The 21,748-nt window shown below is 69.1% G+C and carries 16 protein-coding genes; 12 read left to right on the forward strand and 4 right to left on the reverse strand.

Annotation, left to right across the window (positions count from 1 at the left end):
- The first annotated feature begins 87 nt into the window (after positions 1-87).
- The 5 genes from C0010_RS14320 to C0010_RS14340 are packed head-to-tail and all read left to right on the forward strand — an operon-like array spanning position 88 to position 7,244.
- The gene (locus C0010_RS14320) at positions 88-3,414 is read left to right on the forward strand and encodes a sugar-transfer associated ATP-grasp domain-containing protein (protein WP_105567768.1); all 3,327 of its coding nucleotides are present in this window, start codon (positions 88-90) and stop codon (positions 3,412-3,414) included.
- The gene (locus C0010_RS14325) at positions 3,411-4,541 is read left to right on the forward strand and encodes a CDP-glycerol glycerophosphotransferase family protein (protein WP_105567769.1); all 1,131 of its coding nucleotides are present in this window, start codon (positions 3,411-3,413) and stop codon (positions 4,539-4,541) included. Before C0010_RS14320 ends, C0010_RS14325 begins: the two co-directional genes overlap by 4 nt.
- A 41-nt stretch (positions 4,542-4,582) precedes the next feature.
- Positions 4,583-5,578, forward strand: a complete 996-nt coding sequence (locus C0010_RS14330; RefSeq protein ID WP_158685532.1) for a sugar-transfer associated ATP-grasp domain-containing protein — start codon at positions 4,583-4,585, stop codon at positions 5,576-5,578.
- Positions 5,579-5,580: 2 nt separating this feature from the next.
- Positions 5,581-6,225, forward strand: a complete 645-nt coding sequence (locus C0010_RS14335; protein ID WP_105567771.1) for an NTP transferase domain-containing protein — start codon at positions 5,581-5,583, stop codon at positions 6,223-6,225.
- A gap of 2 nt (positions 6,226-6,227) precedes the next feature.
- Positions 6,228-7,244, forward strand: coding sequence for a hypothetical protein (locus tag C0010_RS14340; protein ID WP_105567772.1), 1,017 nt, complete (start codon positions 6,228-6,230; stop codon positions 7,242-7,244).
- 30 nt (positions 7,245-7,274) lie between these two features.
- Here the strand turns inward: C0010_RS14340 and C0010_RS14345 are convergent, their stop codons facing one another.
- Together C0010_RS14345 and C0010_RS14350 are read right to left on the reverse strand one after the other, a co-directional pair.
- Positions 7,275-7,907 (reverse strand): SOS response-associated peptidase family protein, encoded by a 633-nt coding sequence (locus C0010_RS14345; RefSeq protein ID WP_105567773.1) that lies wholly within the window; start codon positions 7,905-7,907, stop codon positions 7,275-7,277.
- Positions 7,908-8,019: 112 nt separating this feature from the next.
- Complete coding sequence (locus tag C0010_RS14350) at positions 8,020-9,027, reverse strand: LacI family DNA-binding transcriptional regulator (RefSeq protein WP_105567774.1); 1,008 nt, start codon at positions 9,025-9,027, stop codon at positions 8,020-8,022.
- Positions 9,028-9,180: 153 nt separating this feature from the next.
- On the opposite strand from C0010_RS14350, the gene C0010_RS14355 reads away from it, so the two are divergent.
- The 7 genes from C0010_RS14355 (at position 9,181) to C0010_RS14385 (ending at position 19,519) form a co-directional block, all read left to right on the forward strand.
- Positions 9,181-10,710 carry a sugar ABC transporter ATP-binding protein gene (locus C0010_RS14355; RefSeq protein ID WP_232531977.1) on the forward strand — a complete coding sequence of 510 codons (1,530 nt, stop codon included), beginning with the start codon at positions 9,181-9,183 and terminating at the stop codon, positions 10,708-10,710.
- Positions 10,707-11,735: an ABC transporter permease gene (locus C0010_RS14360; protein ID WP_105567776.1), complete on the forward strand. Its 1,029-nt coding sequence runs from the start codon at positions 10,707-10,709 to the stop codon at positions 11,733-11,735. Before C0010_RS14355 ends, C0010_RS14360 begins: the two co-directional genes overlap by 4 nt.
- Positions 11,732-12,787, forward strand: a complete 1,056-nt coding sequence (locus tag C0010_RS14365) for an ABC transporter permease (protein WP_105567777.1) — start codon at positions 11,732-11,734, stop codon at positions 12,785-12,787. The genes C0010_RS14360 and C0010_RS14365 overlap by 4 nt, the downstream gene beginning before the upstream one ends.
- Positions 12,788-12,838: 51 nt before the next feature.
- Positions 12,839-13,873 carry a rhamnose ABC transporter substrate-binding protein gene (gene rhaS, locus C0010_RS14370; protein ID WP_105567778.1) on the forward strand — a complete coding sequence of 345 codons (1,035 nt, stop codon included), beginning with the start codon at positions 12,839-12,841 and terminating at the stop codon, positions 13,871-13,873.
- 404 nt (positions 13,874-14,277) lie between these two features.
- Positions 14,278-17,826: a glycosyl hydrolase gene (locus C0010_RS14375; protein ID WP_105567779.1), complete on the forward strand. Its 3,549-nt coding sequence runs from the start codon at positions 14,278-14,280 to the stop codon at positions 17,824-17,826.
- 133 nt (positions 17,827-17,959) lie between these two features.
- The gene (locus tag C0010_RS14380) at positions 17,960-18,667 is read left to right on the forward strand and encodes a hypothetical protein (RefSeq protein WP_105567780.1); all 708 of its coding nucleotides are present in this window, start codon (positions 17,960-17,962) and stop codon (positions 18,665-18,667) included.
- Positions 18,668-18,931: 264 nt separating this feature from the next.
- Positions 18,932-19,519, forward strand: a complete 588-nt coding sequence (locus C0010_RS14385) for a uracil-DNA glycosylase family protein (protein ID WP_105567781.1) — start codon at positions 18,932-18,934, stop codon at positions 19,517-19,519.
- A 141-nt stretch (positions 19,520-19,660) separates the two neighbouring features.
- Here C0010_RS14385 and C0010_RS14390 read toward each other — a convergent pair whose 3' ends face one another.
- Both C0010_RS14390 and C0010_RS14395 read right to left on the reverse strand, forming a co-directional pair.
- Entirely contained in the window at positions 19,661-20,014 is a 354-nt protein-coding gene (locus tag C0010_RS14390) for an L-rhamnose mutarotase (RefSeq protein WP_105567782.1), read from the reverse strand.
- 93 nt (positions 20,015-20,107) lie between these two features.
- Positions 20,108-21,568, reverse strand: coding sequence for a MinD/ParA family ATP-binding protein (locus tag C0010_RS14395; protein WP_232531978.1), 1,461 nt, complete (start codon positions 21,566-21,568; stop codon positions 20,108-20,110).
- Positions 21,569-21,748 lie beyond the last annotated feature (180 nt).

The raw sequence follows: 21,748 nt of genomic DNA on the forward strand, positions 1-21,748 counted from the left end.
CACGGCGCCGTGTGACAGGATGACAGCGACGCGCGCCAGCCCCCAGGAGCATGCGCGCGCGGGTGTACAGGAGAGGGTCGCACGAGGGTGAAGAGGATCGGGAGGCGCGCCAAGCGCGCCGTCGTCGGCGCGATGTCGCAGCCGCTCATCCGCCGCGGCATGACGCCGATCGCCGCCCGATTGCGGGTCCGCAGCGACCTCCGCGTGCGGACGGGCGCGGCCGACGCCCAGGAGTTCTCCTTCGGCGTCAACGACTTCTACGATCTGCACCCGATCAACCGGCGCAGGCAGTGGCTGAACAACCGGGTCATCGCGCGCCGGGTCGTCCCCGGGCTCGGCGAATCGATGGAGGACGCCCTGTGCGTGCTCTCGCTCGCGAAGGACAGCGCCGACGGCATCTCCGTGGTGGGCCTGCGCGCGTTCCCCGAGAGCGAGAGCACCGATGTCGACGGCCTCGTTGCGGCCATCGCCGAGCGGCGTGCGGTGCGCGTGATGCCGATGCGATGGGACAGAGGACCGGGCGTCGTCGTCACAGCGGATCGCGGCCGCACATCGATCGCCGGGCGGGAGGTCACTCGCGATGAGTTCGCGGAGGCCCTCGTCGAGCTGGTCAGCCGCACGCGCTGCGTCGTGGTGGCGGATTCCGCGCGCGCCCGCCTGCTCGATGGGCGCGACCCAGCCGACACGCTGCTGCGGCTGTACGTCGGGCGCACCGAAGACCGCGTGCGCGTGCTGGATGCCGAGATCCTCGCCGGCGACGCGCTCGAGCGCCGCGACGGCGAGCGGGCGAGCGAAGCGCTGCTCTCGCGGCCGCCGTTCTTCGATCTCTCGCTGTCGACGGATCGCTTCGCGCACCGTGAGCAGATCGATGCCGATACGGGGGAATCGACATCCGGTGCCGCGGTGCCCGGCTATGCCGCCTTCGTGAGCGAGCTCATCGGCGCGCTGTGTCGGGCGACGAGCGCGTTCCGATTCATCTCGGTCGACGTCGCGGTGGGCGCGGACGGCGTGCTCCGGATCATCGATATCGCCAGGACGCCGGTGTTCCCGGCCGGGCGCGGCTTCGGCGAGGCCGCCGAAGAGTTCCTGCGGGAGCTCCGGGACGAGACCGCCGACGTGCGCAGGCGCCGCGCCGTGCGCGTCGCCGTGCGACGCGACCTGCGTCGACGCGTCGAACTCTTCCGCATGCGCGCGAACGGATTCACGGGGCGCTCGGCGCGCGAATGGACCGCCCGGTGCCGTAGCGACGCGTTACGGGGCTTCCCGTCGAAGGAGGTCCAGCGCGCCCACGAGTGGGGCTTCGAGGCGTCGGTCGTCCGCAGGTTCGGCATCACGAGCGCGAACCGTGCGTCGTTCCTGTCGCGCCGCGAGTACCTGTACGCACAGCCGCTGAACGGGGCGTACGCGAAGTGGATCCGCGACCGGGTGTCGGCCCTGATGGTGTTCCATCCGTTCGCCGAGCTCTTCGCGCCGACGCACTACCAGATCTATCGCCGCAGCCGCGGCGTCCACTTCGTCCCGCTCTCGGAAGAGGCCCGCAGTGCGGGCGCGACCCTCGACGCGATGGCAGGCATCCTGAAGCGCGGCGGCGAGATGGAGCTGCGCCCGACCCGATGGCGCGACCGCGTCGTCGCGCGAGTCGGGCACGACGGCACGGACTTCCTCGTGGACGGCGCCGCCTGCACGCCCGGCGAGTTCCAGGAGCTGCTCGCGACGTATGCGCGGCGGTCGATCGTCCTCGTCGAGCCGCGCGTCTGGAACGAGGAACCGCAGCGCGTCGTCGTGACGATGCTCAACGCTGCGGGTGACGACCCGAATCCGGTCGAGGCGCTGCTGCGCATCCCCGCGTCGGTCCCGCGGGCCGATGGCTCTCCCGGCGGCGAGGTCGTGCTCGCGCGGATCGACCCCGATACGGGGCGCTACAGCGGGGCGAGGCTGCTCCTCGACGGAGAGATCCTCTCGTTCGCGGACCACCCGAACACGGGGCGGCCGATCGAGGGCGAGGTCGCCGGATGGGCGGACGCCGTCGCGCAGCTGCGCCGGATGTGCCGCTTCGCGCCACAGCTGCGCTACATGCAGTTCACCCTCGACATCGCGCGCGACGGCATCGAGATCCGACGCATCGCCGAGAAGCCGCGGCTGAGTGATGCCTTCCCCGCATCGCGCGCGACGATCGAGTTCGTGCGCGAGCAGGCGGACGAGAAGCGCCGCCGCACGGAGGACCTGCGGTCGCGGATCGGCAGGGGCGCGCACAACGCGAAGCTCCGGATCCGGCGCGAGTTCGCGGAGGCGCTGTACCCGAAGGGGCTGCTGCCGTACCAGTCGGTGCGGTGGCTGGGAGACATGCGGCGGGATCTGTTCCAGCGCAACGGTGTGTCGCTGAAGACGAAGCTGTGGGCGTATCGGAACGGGTTCCTGTCGTACCGGATCCCGCAGTACGGGATCACGCCGGAGAACCGGCTCGAGTTCATCAGCGACTTCGAGTACCGCTGGCTGCGCCATATCAACACGCGGTACAAGTACTGGCTCGAGGACAAGGTGAGCATCAAGTACGTGGCGAGCGATTTCAACGAGTTCCTGCCGGCATACTTCTATGCGACGAGCCCGTCTGCGGGCGTGAACCATCTGATCCCGATGATGGATTGCCCCGAGGGTTACGGTGCGGAGTTCGAGGATGTGCTGCGGTTGGCGCGGGAGAAGGGCGTCCTCGCGCTGAAGCCGGATGAGGGCTCGCACGGCGACGGGTTCTACCGGCTGGGTTTCGAGGACGGCGGGTACACGCTGAACGGGGAGCCCGCGACGGGGGATGAGGTCCTCGCGATTCTGAGGGATCCGGAGAACCGGTATCTGGTCACTGAGTTCATCGTGATGCATCCGGTGTTGGCGGAGATCTATCCGACGAGCGTGAACACGATCCGGATGACGGTGTTCAAGAAGGATGCGGTCACGCCGCAGTTGGGGAACGCGTATCTGCGGATCGGGTCGGCCGCGTCGGGGTTCGTTGACAACACGGCCGCCGGCGGTCTGCTGGCCGAGATCGACATCGCCTCGGGCCGGTTCGGGAACGCGAAGTCGCTTGTGAACGGGCGCGTGGTGGACACGCCGAACCATCCGGACACGGGTGTGTTCATCGATGGGGTGGTCCCGCACTGGGCGTTCGTGAAGGAGCAGGTGCTTCTGATGGCGGCAAGCTTCTCGCAGTTGGAGTATCTGGGCTTCGATGTGGCGATCACGGAGGACGGGTTCAAGATCCCGGAGATCAACCGGTTCCCCGACTTCCCGCGCATCGACCGGTTGGAACCGGAGACAATCGAATATCTGCTGATGAAGCTCGACGAGAAGAAGCGTCAGTACGGGTACCACCGCAGGCGGCCCCGCACCATCATCTCCCTCCCCAAGCGGGACACGGCATGAGCGGCTGGTCGGCGCGGACGATGCGCGGCCTGCTCGTAGCGCTGTACGGCGCCATCAAGCTGGTCACGAGGCCGCGCGCGAACAAGATCGTGTTCCTGGGGCGCCGGATGGACAGGATGCCGCTCGACTTCCGGCTGCTGATGGACGAGGTCAGGCGCCGGGAGCCGGGCATCGAGACGGTCGTCATCTCGCGCCTCGTGAAGGGCGACAGCAACGAGCTGTTCACGTTCGTGCCCCTGCTGGTCCGGAGCATGTACCACCTGGCGACGGCACGCGTCGCGGTTCTCGACTCGTACTGGCCGACGGTCTCGATGCTGAACCACAGGGGTTCGCTCACGGTCTACCAGCTGTGGCACTCGCTCGGGAAGATCAAGCAGTCGGGGAAGCAGGCGATCGGCCGTGCCGGCGGCCGCTCGGCCGAGGTGGCGCGGGCGATGCGCATGCACGAGGGCTACGACTACGTCGTCGCCGGTGCCGAGGTGTGGAACCCGTTCTACCGCGCGTCCTTCGGCGTGGACGACGCCCAGATCCTCAACCTCGGGCAGCCGAGGGCCGACTATCTGCTGCACGACCGCGATCGCGTCGCCGCGCGCATCCGGAGCGCCTACCCGCGTCTCGGCAGGGACAAGCCCGTCGTCCTGTACGTACCGACGTTCCGCCGCGGGGAGCGGGGAACCGGCGCGCTGAAGCTCGCCACGGCGCTCGACCTCGACCGCTACGACCTCGTCATCAAGAAGCACGACAGCGACGACCTGCTCGAACCGCCGCAGGCGCACTTCACGTGCGACGAGTTCACGGGCACGCAGCTGCTGACGGTCGCCGACTACATCGTCACCGACTACTCGTCGATCGCGCTCGAGGCCGCGATCCTCGACGTACGCACCTTCTACTTCCTCTACGACTACGAGCACTACCTGGCGAACAACGGGGTCAACATCGACCTCTACGCCGAGATGCCCGGGTGCGTGTTCCAGCGCGCAGACGAGCTCGTCGGAGCGATCGACGGAGTGTACCCGGATGACGTGCTCGCGGCGTACAAGAGGAAGTTCCTGTTCCCGGATCCGGGCCATTCGACCCGCGATCTCACCGATCACATCTTCGAAGTGGGTGGGCTGTGCCGCCGCTAGTTCGTCGTCTCGTCAGAACGGGCAAGCTCGGGTACCTCTGGGTGACCCGCATCCTGCTCGCCCCGAACCGCTTCGGGGTGTCGCTCCTCACGCGCATCCGGATGGCGGTCTTCGGCGGCTTCATCGGCGATCAGTACGCGCTCTACGACCTGAAGCACCGGTCGAAGAAGGAGTACCTGTCGGAGTTCGACTGGTACCGGTCCCGTTGGATCAACGAGCCCTTCGACGCGATGCTCAACAACAAGATCATCTGCAACGAGGTGCTGCAGCCGCACGCGAACGTGTCGCCGATCCTGTTCGTCAAGAACAAGAAGCGGCTCGTGCGCTACGGTGCGGGCCGCGACCGGATCGGCTACGCCGACGTCGTCGCCGGCGTGCGCGAGACCGGCTCGGTGTTCATGAAGCCGCTCACGGCCGGCAAGGGCAAGGGCGTGCACCGGATCGACGCGCGCGACGGCCGGCTCCTCCTCGACGAGGCGGAGAAGACCGAGGCGGAGCTGATCGCGTTCCTCCAGGGCCAGCCCGACTGGTTCCTCACCGAGACGGTCGCGCAGCACGCCGAGCTCGACGCGATCTTCGACCGCACCAGCAACACCATCCGGCTCATCACGATGCGCACGGGCGACGGCGGCGCGCAGCCCTTCTTCGCGGTGCTGCGCCTCGGCACGTCCGACACCGTCCCCGTCGACAACGGCAGCCGCGGCGGCCTCGTCGCGAAGGTCGACCTCGCGTCCGGCGAGCTGACCGAGGCGCGCACGCTGTGGTCTCACGGCGTCTACCAGTCGCACCCCGACTCGGGGGCGCCGATCGCCGGGGCCGTCGTCCCCCGGTGGCAGGAGGTCGTCGACACGGCCGTCCGGCTCGCCGACGAGTTCCCGTTCCTGCAGTTCGTGGCGTGGGACTTCCTCGTCGCCGACGACGGGGTCTGGGTCATCGAGGCGAACACCTCGTCGGGCGTCAACATCGTGCAGCTCTGGGGCGGCCAGCGCAGGGGTCCGCTCGGCGACTTCTACCGCGCGCACGGGGTGATCGCGTAGTCGTGCGCTACGTGATCATGGCGAACGGCCGCGGCACCCGCTGGGGTCGCCACCTCGGGCTGCCGAAGCACCTCATCGAGTTCGACGGCGAGTCGCTGCTGCGCCGCGTCGTGCGCCAGGTGCGCGAGCAGGACGCCGCGAGCGACATCGTCATCTCCTCCGCGAACCCCGCCTACGAGACGGAGGGCGCGCGCCGGCACGCCCCCGAGCGCAACGAGCTCGAGATCGATCGGTTCGCGCCGGAGCTCATCGCCGACGAGGTCTGCTTCCTCTACGGGGACACGCTGTACGGCGACGCCGCGATCGGGCGGATCGTGAGCGAGCCGCTGGCCGAGCTGGACTTCTTCGGCGAGGAGACGGGCATCGTCGCCGTGCGCTCCGCCGCGCCCGATGTGCTCCTCGCGCACCTGCGCCGCGTGCGCGAGCTGTTCCTCGCTGGGGAGATCTCGTCGTGCGTCGGCTGGCAGGTCTACCAGTCGTACGCGGGCCTGCCGTTCGACGAGAAGCGCATCGGCAGCCGTTTCCACCGCACGGGCGGCAGCGCCGTCGGTTTCAACACCCCCGACGATCTCGAGGCGTTCGAGCGCTGGACCGCCGAGCATCCGGATGAGGCCGCTGCGGCCGGGTTCACGGGGCCGGGGGCGTAGACATGGGCGCCCCGCTGCCGCCGTACCCGGAGGCAGAGCCGGTGCTGAGGTCGCTCGGCGCCGAGGGGACGGGGCTCTCGAACCGGCTGATGATCGGCGAGGCGCTGGCCCACGGGCTCAGCGTCGACAGGAACGAGCGCGGCGTGTTCGTGTTCGGCGACGACACCGGCCGGACGCACACCTGGAACATGGGCATGTCGGACTTCACGACGCCGCTCGCCCACCGCGTCGCGGAGTACAAGGACGCCGCGAGCGCGCTGCTCGCCGCCGAGGGGATCGCGGTCCCGGAGCACGCCGTCTTCGGCAGGGGAGAGGCCGATCGCGCGTGGGCGTGGGGCGAGAAGTTCGTCTCGCTCGTGGTGAAGCCGTTCGACGGGAAGCAGGGCGCCGACGTGCACGTCGGCCTGGCGGGCCGCCCCGAGTTCACGGCGGCGTTCGACGCCGTCGCCGGCACGGGCGCGGAGCGCATCCTCGTCGAGGAGTTCTGCTCGGGCACCGAGCACCGCTGCCTCCTGGTGCGCGGCGAGTTCGTCGCGGCGACGCGTCGCCGGCCGGCCAGCGTGGTCGGGGACGGGCGGCGCGGCATCCGGGCCCTCATCGACGAGAAGAACGCCGACCGGGGCCCGATCCACCTGCCGATCGAGCTCGACGGTGAGGCGACGGAGCGGCTCGCGGAGGCCGGACTGACACCGGATTCCGTGCCGCCGCACGGCGAGCGCGTCACGCTGCGCCGCGCGTCGAACCTGCATCGAGGCGGCGACGCGATCGACGCGACGGACGAGCTCTCGCCCGATGAGATCGCCTTCGTCGAGACGGCGGCGCGGGCGCTCCCCGGCGGGCAGCTGATCGGGATGGACGCTCTGCTTCCCCGCGGCGCGGGGGACGGCGAACCGCGGGTGCTCGAGCTGAACACCAAGCCGATGATCTCGATGCACCACTACCCGTGGGAGGGCGCGCCGCGGAACGCCGCCCGCGCGATCATCCGCGGCATGTTCCCCGGCGTCTCCGCGGGCCGATGACTCAGGGGGCCGGATTCCGCAACGTGCGCCCTAGGGGCGGCCGCTCATCTCGGCGGCCGAGACGCCCTCGAGCACGCCCCGCGACAGCGACACCGCCTCGTCGATCAGCTCGGCGGCCGGGGCCCCGCTCGTGAGCCACTCGTCCGCGAAGTCGTGCGGCACGAGCACGGGGGAGCGGTCGTGGATGCCGGTGAGCCGATCCGGGGCGTCCTGCATCACGATCGAGTAGCATGTGTGCTCCTCGCCGTCGGCGGTGCGGCCCGGCCGCGTGACGGCCGCCATCGCGAACAGCTCGCCCGTCGCGAACTCGTGCCACGCGCGCTGGGGCTTCTGCATCTCGAACCACCGGGTCGCCGGGACGAGCGCACGGGGCGGGAGCGGCCCGCGGCCGGTGCTCAGCCGCTCTGAGCGGGAGTTGATCGATGGGAACTTGGCGGGTTCGCCGTTCACGAGGTATCCCCACCAGCCCCGTTCGAGCCGGCGCGCGCCGTCGGGCGCCGTGATGATCGGGTTCAGGTTGCGCTTGATCTTTCCCGTCGGGCGCAGCGTCTCGCCGTCGTTGTCGGCGGCCCAGGTGCGCAGGGCCTCGAGCATGGCCTCGTCGCCCGCGAGGATGTCGCGGGAATCGGTGAATCGCGGATCGAGCCCGTACGAAGCGCACATGCTCCGAAGGTACCGCCGATTCCCGATGGATGGGGGTGCTCGCGTGACCCGGAACGCGGTTCCGGCGCGCGGAAACGGTCATGCGCTTCATGCGGGGACGAGCCCGGCCGGGTCAGGCGGAGGTCGACGCCCGGATGATCAGCTCGGGCGGGAAGACCGTCTGCCTGGGGAGGCTCGCCGGGTCCTCCGCCTCCTCCAGCAGTGTGCGCAGCGCGGTGCGGCCGATCATCCGGCCGGGCTGCCTGACCGAGGTCAGCGGGACCGCCGCCGCGGCGGCGAACGGGATGTCGTCGAACCCGACGAGCGCGAACTCGCGGGGCACGAGGAGGCGCCCGTCGACGATGAGGGACTGCAGCAGGCCGAGCGCGATCAGGTCGTTCGCCGCGAGCAGGGCATCGGGCCACTCGCGGCGCGGCCGCGCGAGCAGGCGCCGCCCGGCGTCGATGCCTGCTTCGACCGTCATGCTGTCGACGGCGATCACCTCGAGGTCGGGCGGGGCATCGGCGTTGTCGACGGCGGCGCGGGCGCCCGCGAGGCGGTCGCTCACCTGGCGCAGCTGGAAGGGTCCGCCGACGAACGCGAGGCGCCGCCGCCCGATGTCGATCAGGTGCTGGGCGGCCATCCGGCCCCCCGCCACGCTGTCGAGCGACACCGAGGAGAACTCGTTGTCGGCGTTGAAGCGATCGACGAGCACGGTCGCGATGCCCGCGCGGCGCAGGCTGCGCAGGTGGGGGAGCACGTCGCCGTACGGGGCGAGCAGGATGCCGCGCACCTGCTGCTGGCGGAACAGGTCGAGGTAGACCTTCTCGCGCCCGGGGTCTTCGTCGGTGCTGCCGTACAGGATGGCATTGCCCCGCTGCGCCGCCTCGTCCTCGGCGCCGCGCACGACTTCGTTGTAGAACGGGTTCTGGCCGTTCAGCACGACGAAGCCCACCGTCGTGCTGACGCCGGCGCGCAGCTGCCGCGCGGCGTCGTTGCGCACGTAGCCCAGCTCGTCGATCGCGCGGCTCACGCGGTCGACCGACTCGGCAGAGACCTCGTCGGGGCGGTTCAGCACGTTCGACACGGTGCCGACGGAGACACCGGCGCGCTGTGCGACATCGCGGATACTGACGGGCACCCGTTCTCCTTCGTCTGAGGTGCGTAACGATTGCGTTGCCTTGGCGCGGGTTGTGTAGCGGCCGCGGCGTGATTAACATTACCGTGAACATCGCCTGAATCGATTCAGGAGCGTTCACGAATCTGAATGCTTCCCTCGAAGGAGAGGACCCCCGTGGTCGTCGAAGATCCCGATACCGGCTCGCCAGGGCCGGCGCTCGAGCTCGAACGCGTCGTCAAGTCGTTCGGACCTGTCGTCGCTCTGCGCTCCGGCAGCCTGTCCCTGCGCCCGAACTCCATCCACGCCCTGATCGGCGAGAACGGTGCGGGGAAATCGACGCTCGTGAAGATCATGGCGGGCCTGTACCGCCGCGACGCCGGCGAGTTCCGCCTGCACGGCGAGAGCGTCGACTTCACCAGTACGGCGCAGTCGAAGGACGCGGGCATCGCCGTGATCTACCAGGAGCCGACGCTGTTCCCGGATCTGTCGATCACGGAGAACATCTTCATGGGCCGCCAGCCCACAGGGAGGTTCGGCCGCATCGACCGCAGGGCGATGCGCGCCGAGGTCGAGCGGATCTTCGCGCGGCTCGGGGTGGCGCTCGACCCCGACCGGATCACCGAGGGCATGTCGATCGCCGATCAGCAGATCATCGAGATCGCGAAGGCCATCTCCCTCGACGCCAGCGTGCTCATCATGGACGAGCCGACGGCCGCGCTCAGCGGCGTCGAGGTCGAGCGGCTGTTCGCCGTCGCGCGCAGCCTGCGCGACGAGGGCCGCGCGATCATGTTCATCTCGCACCGCTTCGACGAGGTGTTCGCACTCTGCGACACCGTCACGGTCATGCGCGACGGCTCGTATGTCGCGACCCAGCCGATCACCGACACGACCGTCGACGACCTCGTCCGCCAGATGGTGGGCCGCGACGTGACCGACCTGTTCCCGAAGGTCGAGACCGAGGTCGGCGACGAGCTGCTGCGGGTCGAGGGCCTGACCAGCACCGGCCAGTTCCACGACATCTCGTTCAGCGTGCGCGCCGGCGAGATCGTGGCGCTCTCCGGGCTGGTCGGCGCGGGCCGCAGCGAGGTCGTGCGCGCCGTGTTCGGCGTCGACGGCTACGAGTCGGGGTCGGTCACGATGCTCGGCAAGAAGGTCCCCGCCGGAAAGCCGACCGCCGCCATGAGCGCGGGGCTCGCCCTCGTGCCCGAAGACCGCCGCAAGCAGGGCCTCGTGATCGACTCGACCGTCGGCGGCAACACCGCGATGGCGATCTGGCGCAGGATCGCCAGGTTCGGCCTGATCACGACGGGGATGGAGCACAGGGCGGCCCGCCCGTGGGACGCCCAGCTCGAGGTGAAGAGCCACGCCCTCGACACGGTGGTCGGCACGCTCTCGGGCGGTAACCAGCAGAAGGTCGTGCTCGCGAAATGGCTCGCGACCGAGCCCCGCGTGCTGATCGTCGACGAGCCGACCCGCGGCATCGACGTCGGCACGAAGGCCTCGGTGCACGCGCTCCTCTCGGAGCTCGCGGGCAAGGGCCTCGGCATCGTCATGATCTCGTCCGAGCTGCCAGAGGTCCTCGGCATGGCAGACCGCATCCTCGTCATGCACGAGGGGCGCATCACGGCCGAGATCGCCCGCGGCGACGCCACGAGCGAGAACGTCATGCACGCCGCGACTCACGCATCGGAGCACCAGTCATGAGCACGACAGCAGTGACGGCCCCGGACGCGGGCCGAGTGAGGACGTTCCTTTCGGGAGGCCGGATGCGGGAGCTGGGCATCCTGCTCGCGCTGATCCTGGTCGTCCTGGCCGCGACGCTCGTGAACCCGAACTTCCTCTTCTCGGGCGACGGCTGGCGCGACCTGCTTCTGACGCCCGCTCCGCTCATGCTCGTCGCGGTCGGGCAGGCGATCGTCATCATCACCCGCAACGTCGACATCTCGGTCGGATCGATCATGGGGCTCACCGCCTACATGACCGGCTGGCTGTTCGCGACGTTCCCCGGGGTGCCGATCCCGCTCGTCGTGATCACGGCGATTCTGTTCGGCGCGCTCCTGGGCCTGGTCAACGGCATGCTCGTCGCCTTCGCCAAGGTGCCGGCCATGGTGATCACGCTCGGCACGCTGTACGCCTTCCGCGGCATCAACGTGCTGTGGACCGGGAGCAACCGGATCAACCCCTCCGATATGCCCCGGGAGTTCCTGCAGTTCGGAACGGCCCAGTTCCTCACGATCCCGCTGCTGACGATCGTCGCGATCGTCGTGCTCGTCGCCGCCGCCTGGTACATGAAGAACATCCGCTCGGGGCGCGAGATGTACGCGATCGGCTCAGATCCGGATGCCGCGAAGCTGTACGGTCTGAAGACCACGCGGCGCGTGCTGACGGCCTTCGTCCTGTCCGGCACGCTCTCGGGCCTGGCCGGCGTGTTCTACGCGGCCCGCTACGGCACCGTCGACTCGCAGGCGGCCGCGGGGTGGGAGTTCGACGCGATCGGCGCGGCCGTCATCGGCGGCGTCGCGATCGTCGGCGGTGTCGGCACCGTGTGGGGCGCCGCGATCGGAGCATTCCTGCTCATGACGATCAACCGCGCCCTGCCGATCCTCGGCATCCCCGACTTCTGGCAGCAGGCCGTCGTCGGTGTGCTCATCATCGGCGCCATTATCCTCGACCGCGTGCTGGCCCTGCGCCAGAAACGGCGGCTCATCGAAGCGAGGGATGAAGCATGACCAGCACGGCACCCGCAACGACGACGACCAACATCGTCCAGTTCGACTTCGACCGGCCGCTGTGGCGCCGCGTGCTGATGACGCGGGAGTTCGCGATCATCGGGGCGCTCATCCTGGTGGTCCTGGTCGCCTCCGTCGCGGTCGAGGGCTTCGCCCAGCCGCTGACCTACAACTACCTGCTGCTCGACGTGGCGCCCATCCTGTTCATCGCCCTGCCGATGACGCTCGTGATGACGACGGGCGAGATCGATCTGTCGGTCGGGTCGATGGCCGGCCTCGCGAGCGTCACGACGGGAGCGCTCGTGCAGGCGGGCACACCGTTCGAAGCGGCGGCCGTGATCGCGCTCGTCGTCGGCGTGATCGGCGGTGCGTTCAACGGCTATCTCGTCACGGTCGTCGGCCTGCCGTCGCTGGCCGTCACGATCGGAACGCTGGCGCTGTTCCGCGGCATCGCGGTCGGAATCCTGGGCACGACTGCCGTGACCGAGTTCCCGGAGTTCTGGACCGACCTCGCGAAGGCGAAGATCTCGGGCACCGAGCTGCCGTGGGTGCTCATCCCGTTCCTCGTGCTGCTCGTCGTCTTCGTGGTGCTCTACCACTTCACGCCGTTCGGCCGCGGGGTCTTCGCGGTCGGCCAGTCGTCGGACGCGGCCCGCTTCTCGGGCATCGACGTGAACCGCACCAAGTTCATGGTGTTCGTCCTCACGGGCGCCGTGGCGGCGCTCGCCGGCATCTTCTACACCCTCCGCTACGGCAGCGCCCGAGGCGACAACGCGACGGGCCTCGAACTGCAGGTGATCGCGGCCGTGGTCCTCGGCGGTGTGTCGGTCTTCGGCGGGCGCGGCAAGATCCACGGCGTGATCGCCGCGGTGCTGCTGATCGGCGTGCTCTCCAGCGCCCTGCGCCTGTCGGGCGTGACGGCCGACATCATCAACATCATCACGGGCGGCCTGCTGATCGTGTCGGTGGTGGGCGCGAGCTTCTTCGCGTGGCTGAAGACGAAGCGCAGCAAGATCTCACCCGCTCGAGCAGCGGCATCCGCAGCCTCCTGAGGCACCCGTCCGGAGGGACCGCCTCCGGAGCAATCCATGAAAGGAACAACAATGAAGTTCTCTCTGAAGCGTGCGGCCGCAGGCGCGGCCGTGACCGCGGTGGCAGCGCTGGCGCTGACCGGCTGCGCCGACACGAGCGGCGGCGAGTCGGGCGGCGGCGAGGCCGCATCCGGCGACCTGTCGATCACCCTGCTGCCCAAGAACCTCGGCAACCCGTACTTCGACGCCTCCGAGGTGGGCGCGTCGGCGGCCGCCGAGGACCTCGGCGCCGAGTTCGAGCAGGTCGGCCCGACCGAGGCGACCCCGGACGGCCAGGTCAGCTACATCAACACCGCCGCCCAGCAGGGCCGCTCGGCGCTCGTCGTCTCGGCGAACGACCCGAACGCGATCTGCGACGCGCTGAACGAGGCGCGCGACGCCGGTACGAAGGTCGTCACCTTCGACTCCGACACGAACACCGACTGCCGCGACCTCTTCATCAATCAGGCGGACACGGCCGGCATCGCCAAGGTCGAGGGCGACCTCATCGCCGAGCAGATCGGCGAGGAGGGCCAGGTCGCGATCCTGTCGGCCGCCGCGAACGCGACGAACCAGAACGCCTGGAACGACGCCCTCGTCGAGTACGTCACCGAGACGTACCCCGACATCGAGATCGTCGACACGGTGTACGGCGACGACGACGATCAGAAGTCGTTCGACCAGACGGCCGCTCTGCTGTCGAAGTACCCGGACCTCGCCGGCATCGTCTCGCCCACGACGGTCGGAATCGCGGCCGCTGCGCGGTACGTGTCCGACTCGGACTTCAAGGGTGAGGTGGCCGTGACGGGCCTCGGCACCCCCAACCAGATGCGCGAGTTCATCGAGGACGGCACGGTCGAGGCGTTCGCGCTGTGGAACCCGGAGGACCTGGGCACGCTCGCGACCTACGCCGCCGGCGCGCTCGCCGCAGGCGACATCGAGGGCGCCGAGGGCGACACCTTCACGGCCGGCGACCTCGGCGAGTACACGGTAGGCGCCGACGGCGTCGTGCTGCTCGGCGACCCCTTCGTGTTCGACGAGAGCAACATCGGCGACTTCGACTTCTGAGCCGCCCGGGGTGCCCCGCTTCAGCGGCGGTGCACCCCGCTTCATGACTTCCCGGATGCGCCGCCGCGCCCATCCGGTGTGAGCGTCGACCGGCACACCAGCCCGTCGCCCGCTCAACAGCCTTCGGCGCTCGCGCGCCGAAGCGGCGGTGGCGCCGACATCCCGGCCGGATGACGTCGGCGGCCGCGACCGCGGCGCCAGCGCGCCCGCAAGCAGTTCCGTTCAATGATGAAGGGGTACATTCCATGCGCGCATCACGACGCGTTCGAACCACAGCGGGCATAGCGCTCGCCGCTGTTGCCGCGACGGGTCTCGCCGTTCCCGGCCTCGGGCAGACAGAACCGGCGTCCGCCGCCGGCGGAGGCGGCTCCGTTGCCACCCCGGCGCCCGCTGCAACTGCATCCATGCACTCCGGCTCTGCATTCGCAACGGGCCTGGAGCAGGATTACGTCGACCCGGATCGGATCTACAGCACGGACATTCGGTGGTGGATCGGCGATGCATCACACACGGACGACACGCTGCTCGAACAGATCCAGCAGCTCTACGATGCCGGATTCCGCGGTGTCGAACTGTGCATGCAGAACGATGCTCAAGCGCCCGACGACGTCTACGCGTACGGCAGTGAGATGTGGACGCACAAGTGGAACCTGATGATGAACAAGATGCTCGACCTGGGGATGAGCGTCTATCTGACGTCGGGCACCAACTGGGCGACATCGAACGTGCCGGGGCTCGACCCGACGAGCCAAGCCGCGATGCAGAACCTGACGATGGGTACCGGGACCGCGGAAGCGGGCGAAACGATCACCGCCCTGCCCGCTCCCGAGGAAGAAGTCAGGCAGGCAGGCGCGAGCCTCGTCTCGGCCTATGCGTATCGCGTCACGGAGGGCAACGCCGTCGACCCCGACAGCTTCATCGACCTGAGCGGCGACGTCGCCGAGGGCGACGGCGTCTGGGATCAGAGGCTCGAGTGGACGGCCCCCGATGACGGCAGGTACCGGATCTTCGGCATCTGGACGGAGGGCACGTTCCAGACATCGGAGCCCTCGGCGCAGCCGGCGTACACGACGAACTATTTCGACGAGCGCGGCGTCGAAGCGCTGAAGGAGTTCTGGGAGGCCCATTACCTCAGCGACCCGGAGCTGGCGGCGAAGATCGAAGACGGCGATGTCCAGCTGTTCATGGATTCGCTCGAGATCCACCCCGGCGGTGGCAGCGAGTTCGAGGGGCCGACGCAGGAGGATCCGCGGTTCACGTTCTGGTCCGAGGACATGGCCGAAGAGTTCGAGGAGCGCAAGGGGTACGACATCACTCCATACCTGTTCCTCATTCGCGGAACCAAGGCCAACGTCTACGACCCGTACCACGGCGTCGACAAGACCGGCTTGTATACGCTCGACGGCGACGAGGAACTGCGCCAGCGGATCATCAACGACTTCCAGGACGTGCAGACCCAGCTCTACCGGGAGCGGATGCTGCAGCCGCTCAAGGAATGGCTGAACTCCGTCGGCATCGAGACTCGGGCGCAGATCTCGTACGGCAAGCCGTTCGAGATCTCCGAGCCGGCCATGGACGTCGATTACCCGGAGGCGGAGAACCTCAACCAGTACAACCAGGTCGACATCTTCCGGCTCTGGACGGGCGCATCCAAACTCGAGAACAAGGTGCTCTCGACGGAGACCGGCGCGCAGATTCCCGCGTTCAGCGGCACCGCGCAGTTGAACCTGCGCGATGCCTACTCCGCGTACGCCGCCGGATTCCAGCGCGTGGTCTGGCACGTATGGGGCGCTGACTACGGTTACGGAAACCACGACTGGCCCGGCTACGTGCCGTTCGGGTTCGGCGATGTCGTGATACCCGATGCATTCCGATACTTCGGCGACCGGAACCCCGACGCCAGGGACTACGACGAGTTCAACGCGCATCTCGGGCGCGTGCAGCAACTGCTGCAGACCGGCGAAGCGCGCAGCGACGTCGGATTCGTGCATCAGAACTGGTTCCAGGGAATCAACGTCAAGGGCGGCATCGGCAGCGACAACTCCGCGATGAACTGGCAACTCGCCCACCAGGGCGTCTATTACCGCTCCACTGAGCTGCAGGACAACGGGTATACCTACGACTACTTCAGCCCTGACTTCCTGTTCGACGAGGACGTCACCTTCGACGAGAAGACCCAGACGATCGAGAAGGCCGGGTACAAGGCTGTGGTGCTGTACCAGGATTGGCTCGACCTGGAGGGCGCTGAGCGCATCCTCGACTGGGCGAAGAAGGGGCTGAAAGTCGTCATCCTGGAGAATGCCGCGTCACAGACGCCGTTCCACGACGGCAATGACGATGAGCTCGCTTCCGTGATGTCGCAACTGAAGGGGCTCGACACCGTGCGTCAGGCGCAGGTGGCGGATATGCCGGAGGGCGGCTACTTCTCGAGCGACCCCGGCGGGTACGACGACGACGTGCTCGAGCAGCTTCAGGACCTCGGGGTGGAGCCGTACAGCGGGTTCAGCGAGCCCAATCTGCAGCTGCTCACGCAGACTCGAGAGGATCCGGACGGCAATCAGTACGTCTTCGCCTACAACTACGACGACGGCTCTTACCTCGACAAATCGCACAAGCCGAGCGTGCGGAAGGCGAAGCACGGCGACAGCATTCAGACCGAGATCGTCCAGAACGGCGAGTTCGTGCCATATCGCATCGATGCGTGGACCGGAGACGTCACGCAGCTTGCCGACTACCGCTGGGAGGACGGGAAGACCATCGTCCCCGTGGACATCCAGTACAACGACATCGATCTGCTCGCGTTCGAGAAGGCCGACCGGGCGCCGGTCCATGTGCTGGCGAGCAACGCCGATTCGACGTACGCCTCGCCCGATGGTGTCGTGGCGCGCGCGACGAAGACCGGCAACGTGAAGGCGGAGCTGAGCGATGGTTCCGTGCACAAGGACCGGGTGAAAGTGCCGAAGGCGTTCGATGTCACCGACTGGGACGTCACAGTCGACTCCTGGCGGCCCAACCCGGATGCAGGTGACCTCGTCCGTACCGAGACGATCGATGGCGTCGAGACGACGAATCGAAAGACCTCGACCGACGTCGAGCAGATCGATGTGCGACTCGAGACACTGGCGCCGTGGGACGAGATTCCGGAGATCGGAAAGGAGGTCTCAGGCACTGGGCACTATGAGGCGACCTTCGACTGGGATGCGGACGCCGCATCGGGTGCGTACCTCGACTTCGGCACGGAGTTCGAGTCGACCATGGAGGTCTGGATCAACGGCGAAAAGGTGGGCGGCGATGTATCGACCAATCCGACCAAGGTCCGTCAGGATGTCGGTGGCACGGTGGGCGACGGCCGCGGCAACGAGATACCGCTCGAAGGTGAAGACCTCTACACCGGCGGAATGAACTGGTCGACGCCGAAGGCGGACGTCAGCGAGTACCTCGTCGACGGCGAGAACGAGATCGTGATCGACTACTCGTCCGTGCTGTCGAATGTGCAACTGGACCGCGGTGTGATCGAAGAGCAGTCCCCGAGAAGCGGATTCATCGGGGACGGATGGTGGGGGAACGACCAGACCTACCTGAGCTTCGGCCCGCAGCAGGCCGAGATTGTGCCGTTCGTCGAGGTGACGTATGCGACCCAGGACGATTCAGACGGCTCATCGGACGGCGACGCGGTCGACGGCGCGCCGGACGGAGATGCGGTGGACGCCACGTCTGACGCGGCGACGGACGGTGCCGCCGACCCCGGCGCGACGGACGGGACCGATGGATCGGACACGGGAACGGACGGCTCCGACGGAACCGGCGACGCGGCCGGCGACGATGACCTCGCTGTGACCGGCGGAACGGTGGCGACCGGTGCCGCCGTGCTGGCCGTGCTGCTGCTCGCCGGTGGCGCGCTGCTCGTTCTGCGGCGGCGACGCACGGCTCTCGGGGCTGACGGCGACGACTGAGCGAAGGAACGCGTGATCGCCGTTCTCCGACGGCGATGCGCCCCCAGCGGTGCCCGGCCTGGTCGACCAGGCCGGGCACCGCTGTGTCGGGGGTCGGTGGCAGAGTGGGCGCCACCCACCACCGGAGGTCGCGATGGTCGCCGCAGAGTTCGTCGTCACCCACCCGGGGCTCCGCACGGCGTACTCGCGGGCGACGTCGTCTGTGGCGTTCGTCGACGAGTCGTACCGTGCCGCCGGGCGCCCTGGCGAGCCGCCGTTCTACCTGATGGTCGCCGTCGTCATCGATGTCGACGCGATGGGGCAGGCGCGCGCCGACCTGATGCGCATCGCCGGCGGCACGTACTGGCATACGACTGAGGCCTTCCGCGAACTCACGGGCCGGTCGCGCGTCGACGCGATGGTCGCGTACCTCAGCGCGGCCGACGTCTGGAGCGTCGTCGCAGTGCAGACATGCGTCGACCCGCGCGACGCGACGCTCGAGAGCGCGCGCATGGAGTGCATGGCGCGGCTGATCGCCGAGGTCACGCGCGGTGGCGGGCCGCATGCGACGCGCACGATCGTGGCCGAGATCCGCCGCCCGGGTGCTGAGCAGGCGCGCGACGACGAGAACATCACGCGCCTGTTCCGGGCGGGCGTGCTGAGCGACGGTGTGCGGCTGCATATGGTGAGCCCGAACCAGGAACCACTGCTGTGGGCACCGGACGTCGTGGCGTGGGCTCTGCGTCGTCTGCTCGCACTGGGTGATGGTCAGTGGTTCTCGCCGCTTCGTACGGCGTGCACCTTGTTCGAGTCGGGCAGCGGTCGCCGGATCATGGTGGGCGTACCTCGCGCCGGGCGATGAGCGGCATCTGCCCGAAGACGAAGACAGCCCCGGGGGAGCCGCAGCCAGCCCCCGGGGCCCGAACCGGCATATCCCGGTCGTTGTCGACCTAGATCCTACCAAGAAGCCCTGGTGATTGCGTGGGCACGGTTGTGCCAGGCCGAGAAGTGAGACAGCCCCGGGGGAGCCGCAGCCAGCCCCCGGGGCCCGAACCGGCACTTCCCGGTCGTTGTCGTCGATCGCGCTACTCGGTTCTCCGCGGGCGCGCGGCGTACTGTGGGGCGCATGGGCGGTGGGTTCGATGACATCCGGGAGGAGATCGCTCGCGACCCGGATAACGCCGAGATGGCGGCCAAGGGGTACTCGCCGCTGTTCTCCGCCGGTGCCGGGGCGCGCATCGCCGTCGTCGGGCAGGCTCCGGGCGCGAAGGCGCAGGAGTCGGGCATTCCGTGGAACGACGCGAGCGGCGCCAAGCTGTTCGACTGGCTCGGCGTGAGCGAGGAGCGCTTCCGCGACCCCGACGAGTTCGCGATCCTGCCGATGGACTTCTACTTCCCCGGCAAGGGCACCACGGGCGACCTGCCGCCGCGCAAGGGCTTCGCAGCGCGCTGGCATCCGCCGCTGCTTGCGCTGATGCCCGACATCCGGCTCACGATCCTGATCGGGCGCTACGCGCAGGAGCATTACCTCGCGGGCCGCGCGCAGCGGAACCTCACCGAGACCGTGCGCGCATTCCGCGACTACCTGCCGGCCGAATTCCCACTCGTGCACCCGTCGCCGCTGAACTTCCGGTGGCAGGCGAAGAACCCGTGGTTCGAGACGGACCTGCTGCCGGTGCTGCGCGAGAGCGTCGCCGACGTTCTGCGCCGCTGAGCAGCGCGCCGCGCCCCCGCACGGCGTCGGCGGCGCGACCCGCGCGGATTTGTGCCGTTGTCGAGGTCCGAGCGGTCAGACCTCGACAACGGCACAAATCGGAACGCCGGACGCACCGCGGGTGCGCCTGCGGGGCGGCGACTACGCCTCGGGCGCTTCGGCGAGCTGGTCGGCCAGGTTGAACACCTCGGTCAGCGGGGTCGCGGCCTGGTCGGGGCGGCCCTCGAGGCCGACGAAGAACTCCTGCATCGATGCCTCCCACTTCGCCGCGATCGGCGACGCGGCGAGGTACGCCTGCGCGGCCTCGTCGTCGTCGGTCTCGTAGTAGCCGATGAGGCGCCCGCCCTCCGCGAGGAACAGCGAGTAGTTGCGGCGACCGGATGCCGCGATCTCGGCGAGCATCTCGGGCCAGACGGGCGAATGGCGCTCGACGTACTCATCGATGCGCGCCGGGTCGATCGTCAGCTCGAAGCAGACGCGGGCGGGGGTGCTCATGCGCTGGGTCCTCGTCGGGTCGGGGTCGGGTCGTGCCCGGGAAGTCTCCGGCGACGCGAGCCGCGCCGCGCGGATGGGGCTCTCGGGTGCCGCCTAGTGCTGGTCTTCCGGGCGCGCGGTGAGCCCGCTCGCGACCATGGCCGTCGCCGCGAGCCACGCGCGCTGCGTCGCGGGGTTCAGCGCGCGCAGGTGCAGCTGCGACGCGCCCATCGCCGGGTCGTACGGGATGCGTGCGACGTCGCGCACCATGTCGCGGTAGCCCTGCTCGATGCGACGGATCTCTGCGGGCGTCGTCTTCTCGTCCGACTGGCTCACGATCGCAACGGCGTTGCGCGCCAGGTTGGCGGAGCGCTCGTCGCGGTCGGCGAGGGCCTCCAGCAGCAGCGCGCCGGCCTCGGCGTGCTCGGCGCGCGACGAGGTCGCGACGATGAGCTGGTCGGTGTGGTCGATCATCCGGAGCCACATCGGGTCGGACTCGTCGTTGCCCGAGTCCATCACGATGAGGCGGTAGTACTTCGCGGCGACGGCGTGCACCTTGTCGACGTCGGTGCTCGAGACGCGCTGCTGGCTGCGCAGCGCCATGGGCTGCGAGCGGAGCACGTCGTAGTGGTCGCGGGACTGGTGGTGCACGAACTTCGCCAGCTCGGCCGACTGCGCGTTCGACGCGAGCAGCCGCTCGGTCTCGGGCAGCAGGTCGTGCAGCGTCGCGTCGTGCGGGCCCTGCTCGGTGCGCCATCCGAGCGTGCCTCGCGTCTGGTTGTTGTCCCACGCCAGGACGCCGGCACCGCCGTGCTGGGCGAACATCGCGGCCGTCAGGATGGTCGTGGGCGTCTTGTTCGCGCCGCCCTTGCCGTTGACGACGGCGATCGTGCGCGGGCCGGTCCACTGCTGGGCGACCGTGGCGCGCTCCTCGCGCTCGCTGCGCTCGTCGGCACCGGGGCCGACCTTCATGCCGGCGCGCACGAGGAATCCGCGCCAGCCGCGCGTCGCCGGGTCTTCGCTCGCCTCCGTCGTGATGAACGACGCGCGGCCGTTCGGCGAGATCGGGCGCGCGCCCGGGAGGCCGGGCTCCGGCGGCGCGGCCTGACCCATCGGGAGCGGCGTCGGCTCGGCCGCGGCGGCCTGCGGGTCCGCGTCGTCGCCCGGCGCCGCCTCTCCCACGGCGACGTGGCTGCTTCGGCGCGGTCCGGCGGGGGCGCCGGCCGCGTCGGCCGGGACGACGCCCGGGACCTCATCGATCACGCTGTCGCGCTCCGGTGCCATCTCGGCCTCCAAACCTGATGCGCCGGCGGGCGCGGTGTCGTCCTCGTCCGCATCGACGCGCCCGTCCGGATGCACGATCAGCGGCCACGTCGCATCCGGCTCCTGGACCGTGACGCGGACGGGGCGCTGCAGCTTCTGGGCGTTGTCGGCGCAGAAGCGCACGACCTCGCGCCGGGCGTCCTCCGCGGTCGCGGCCTGAATCGCGTGCTCGGTGTCGTTGAGCGTCACCAGACCGGCACCGGACTCGTCGATGCGAGCCGAGATGACGGGCCACGTGGGCACGATCTGCATGGACAAGACCCCCTGATATCACCCCCGCAGTACGCGGGCACATTCTCGAATACCACCCTATGTGCTCGGGCTTGCGGATCGCCGACAGGGCGCGGGGCGACGCGCGAACCCGGGGAGTCGCCGCTCCTGACGCGGCGGAAAGAATCGCGGATCTTGCGGGCTCAGCGGTGGGAAAGTGGG

Origin of the sequence: Microbacterium halophytorum, assembly GCF_002970975.1 — a bacterium.
GTDB classification, from domain to species: Bacteria; Actinomycetota; Actinomycetes; order Actinomycetales; family Microbacteriaceae; genus Microbacterium; species Microbacterium halophytorum.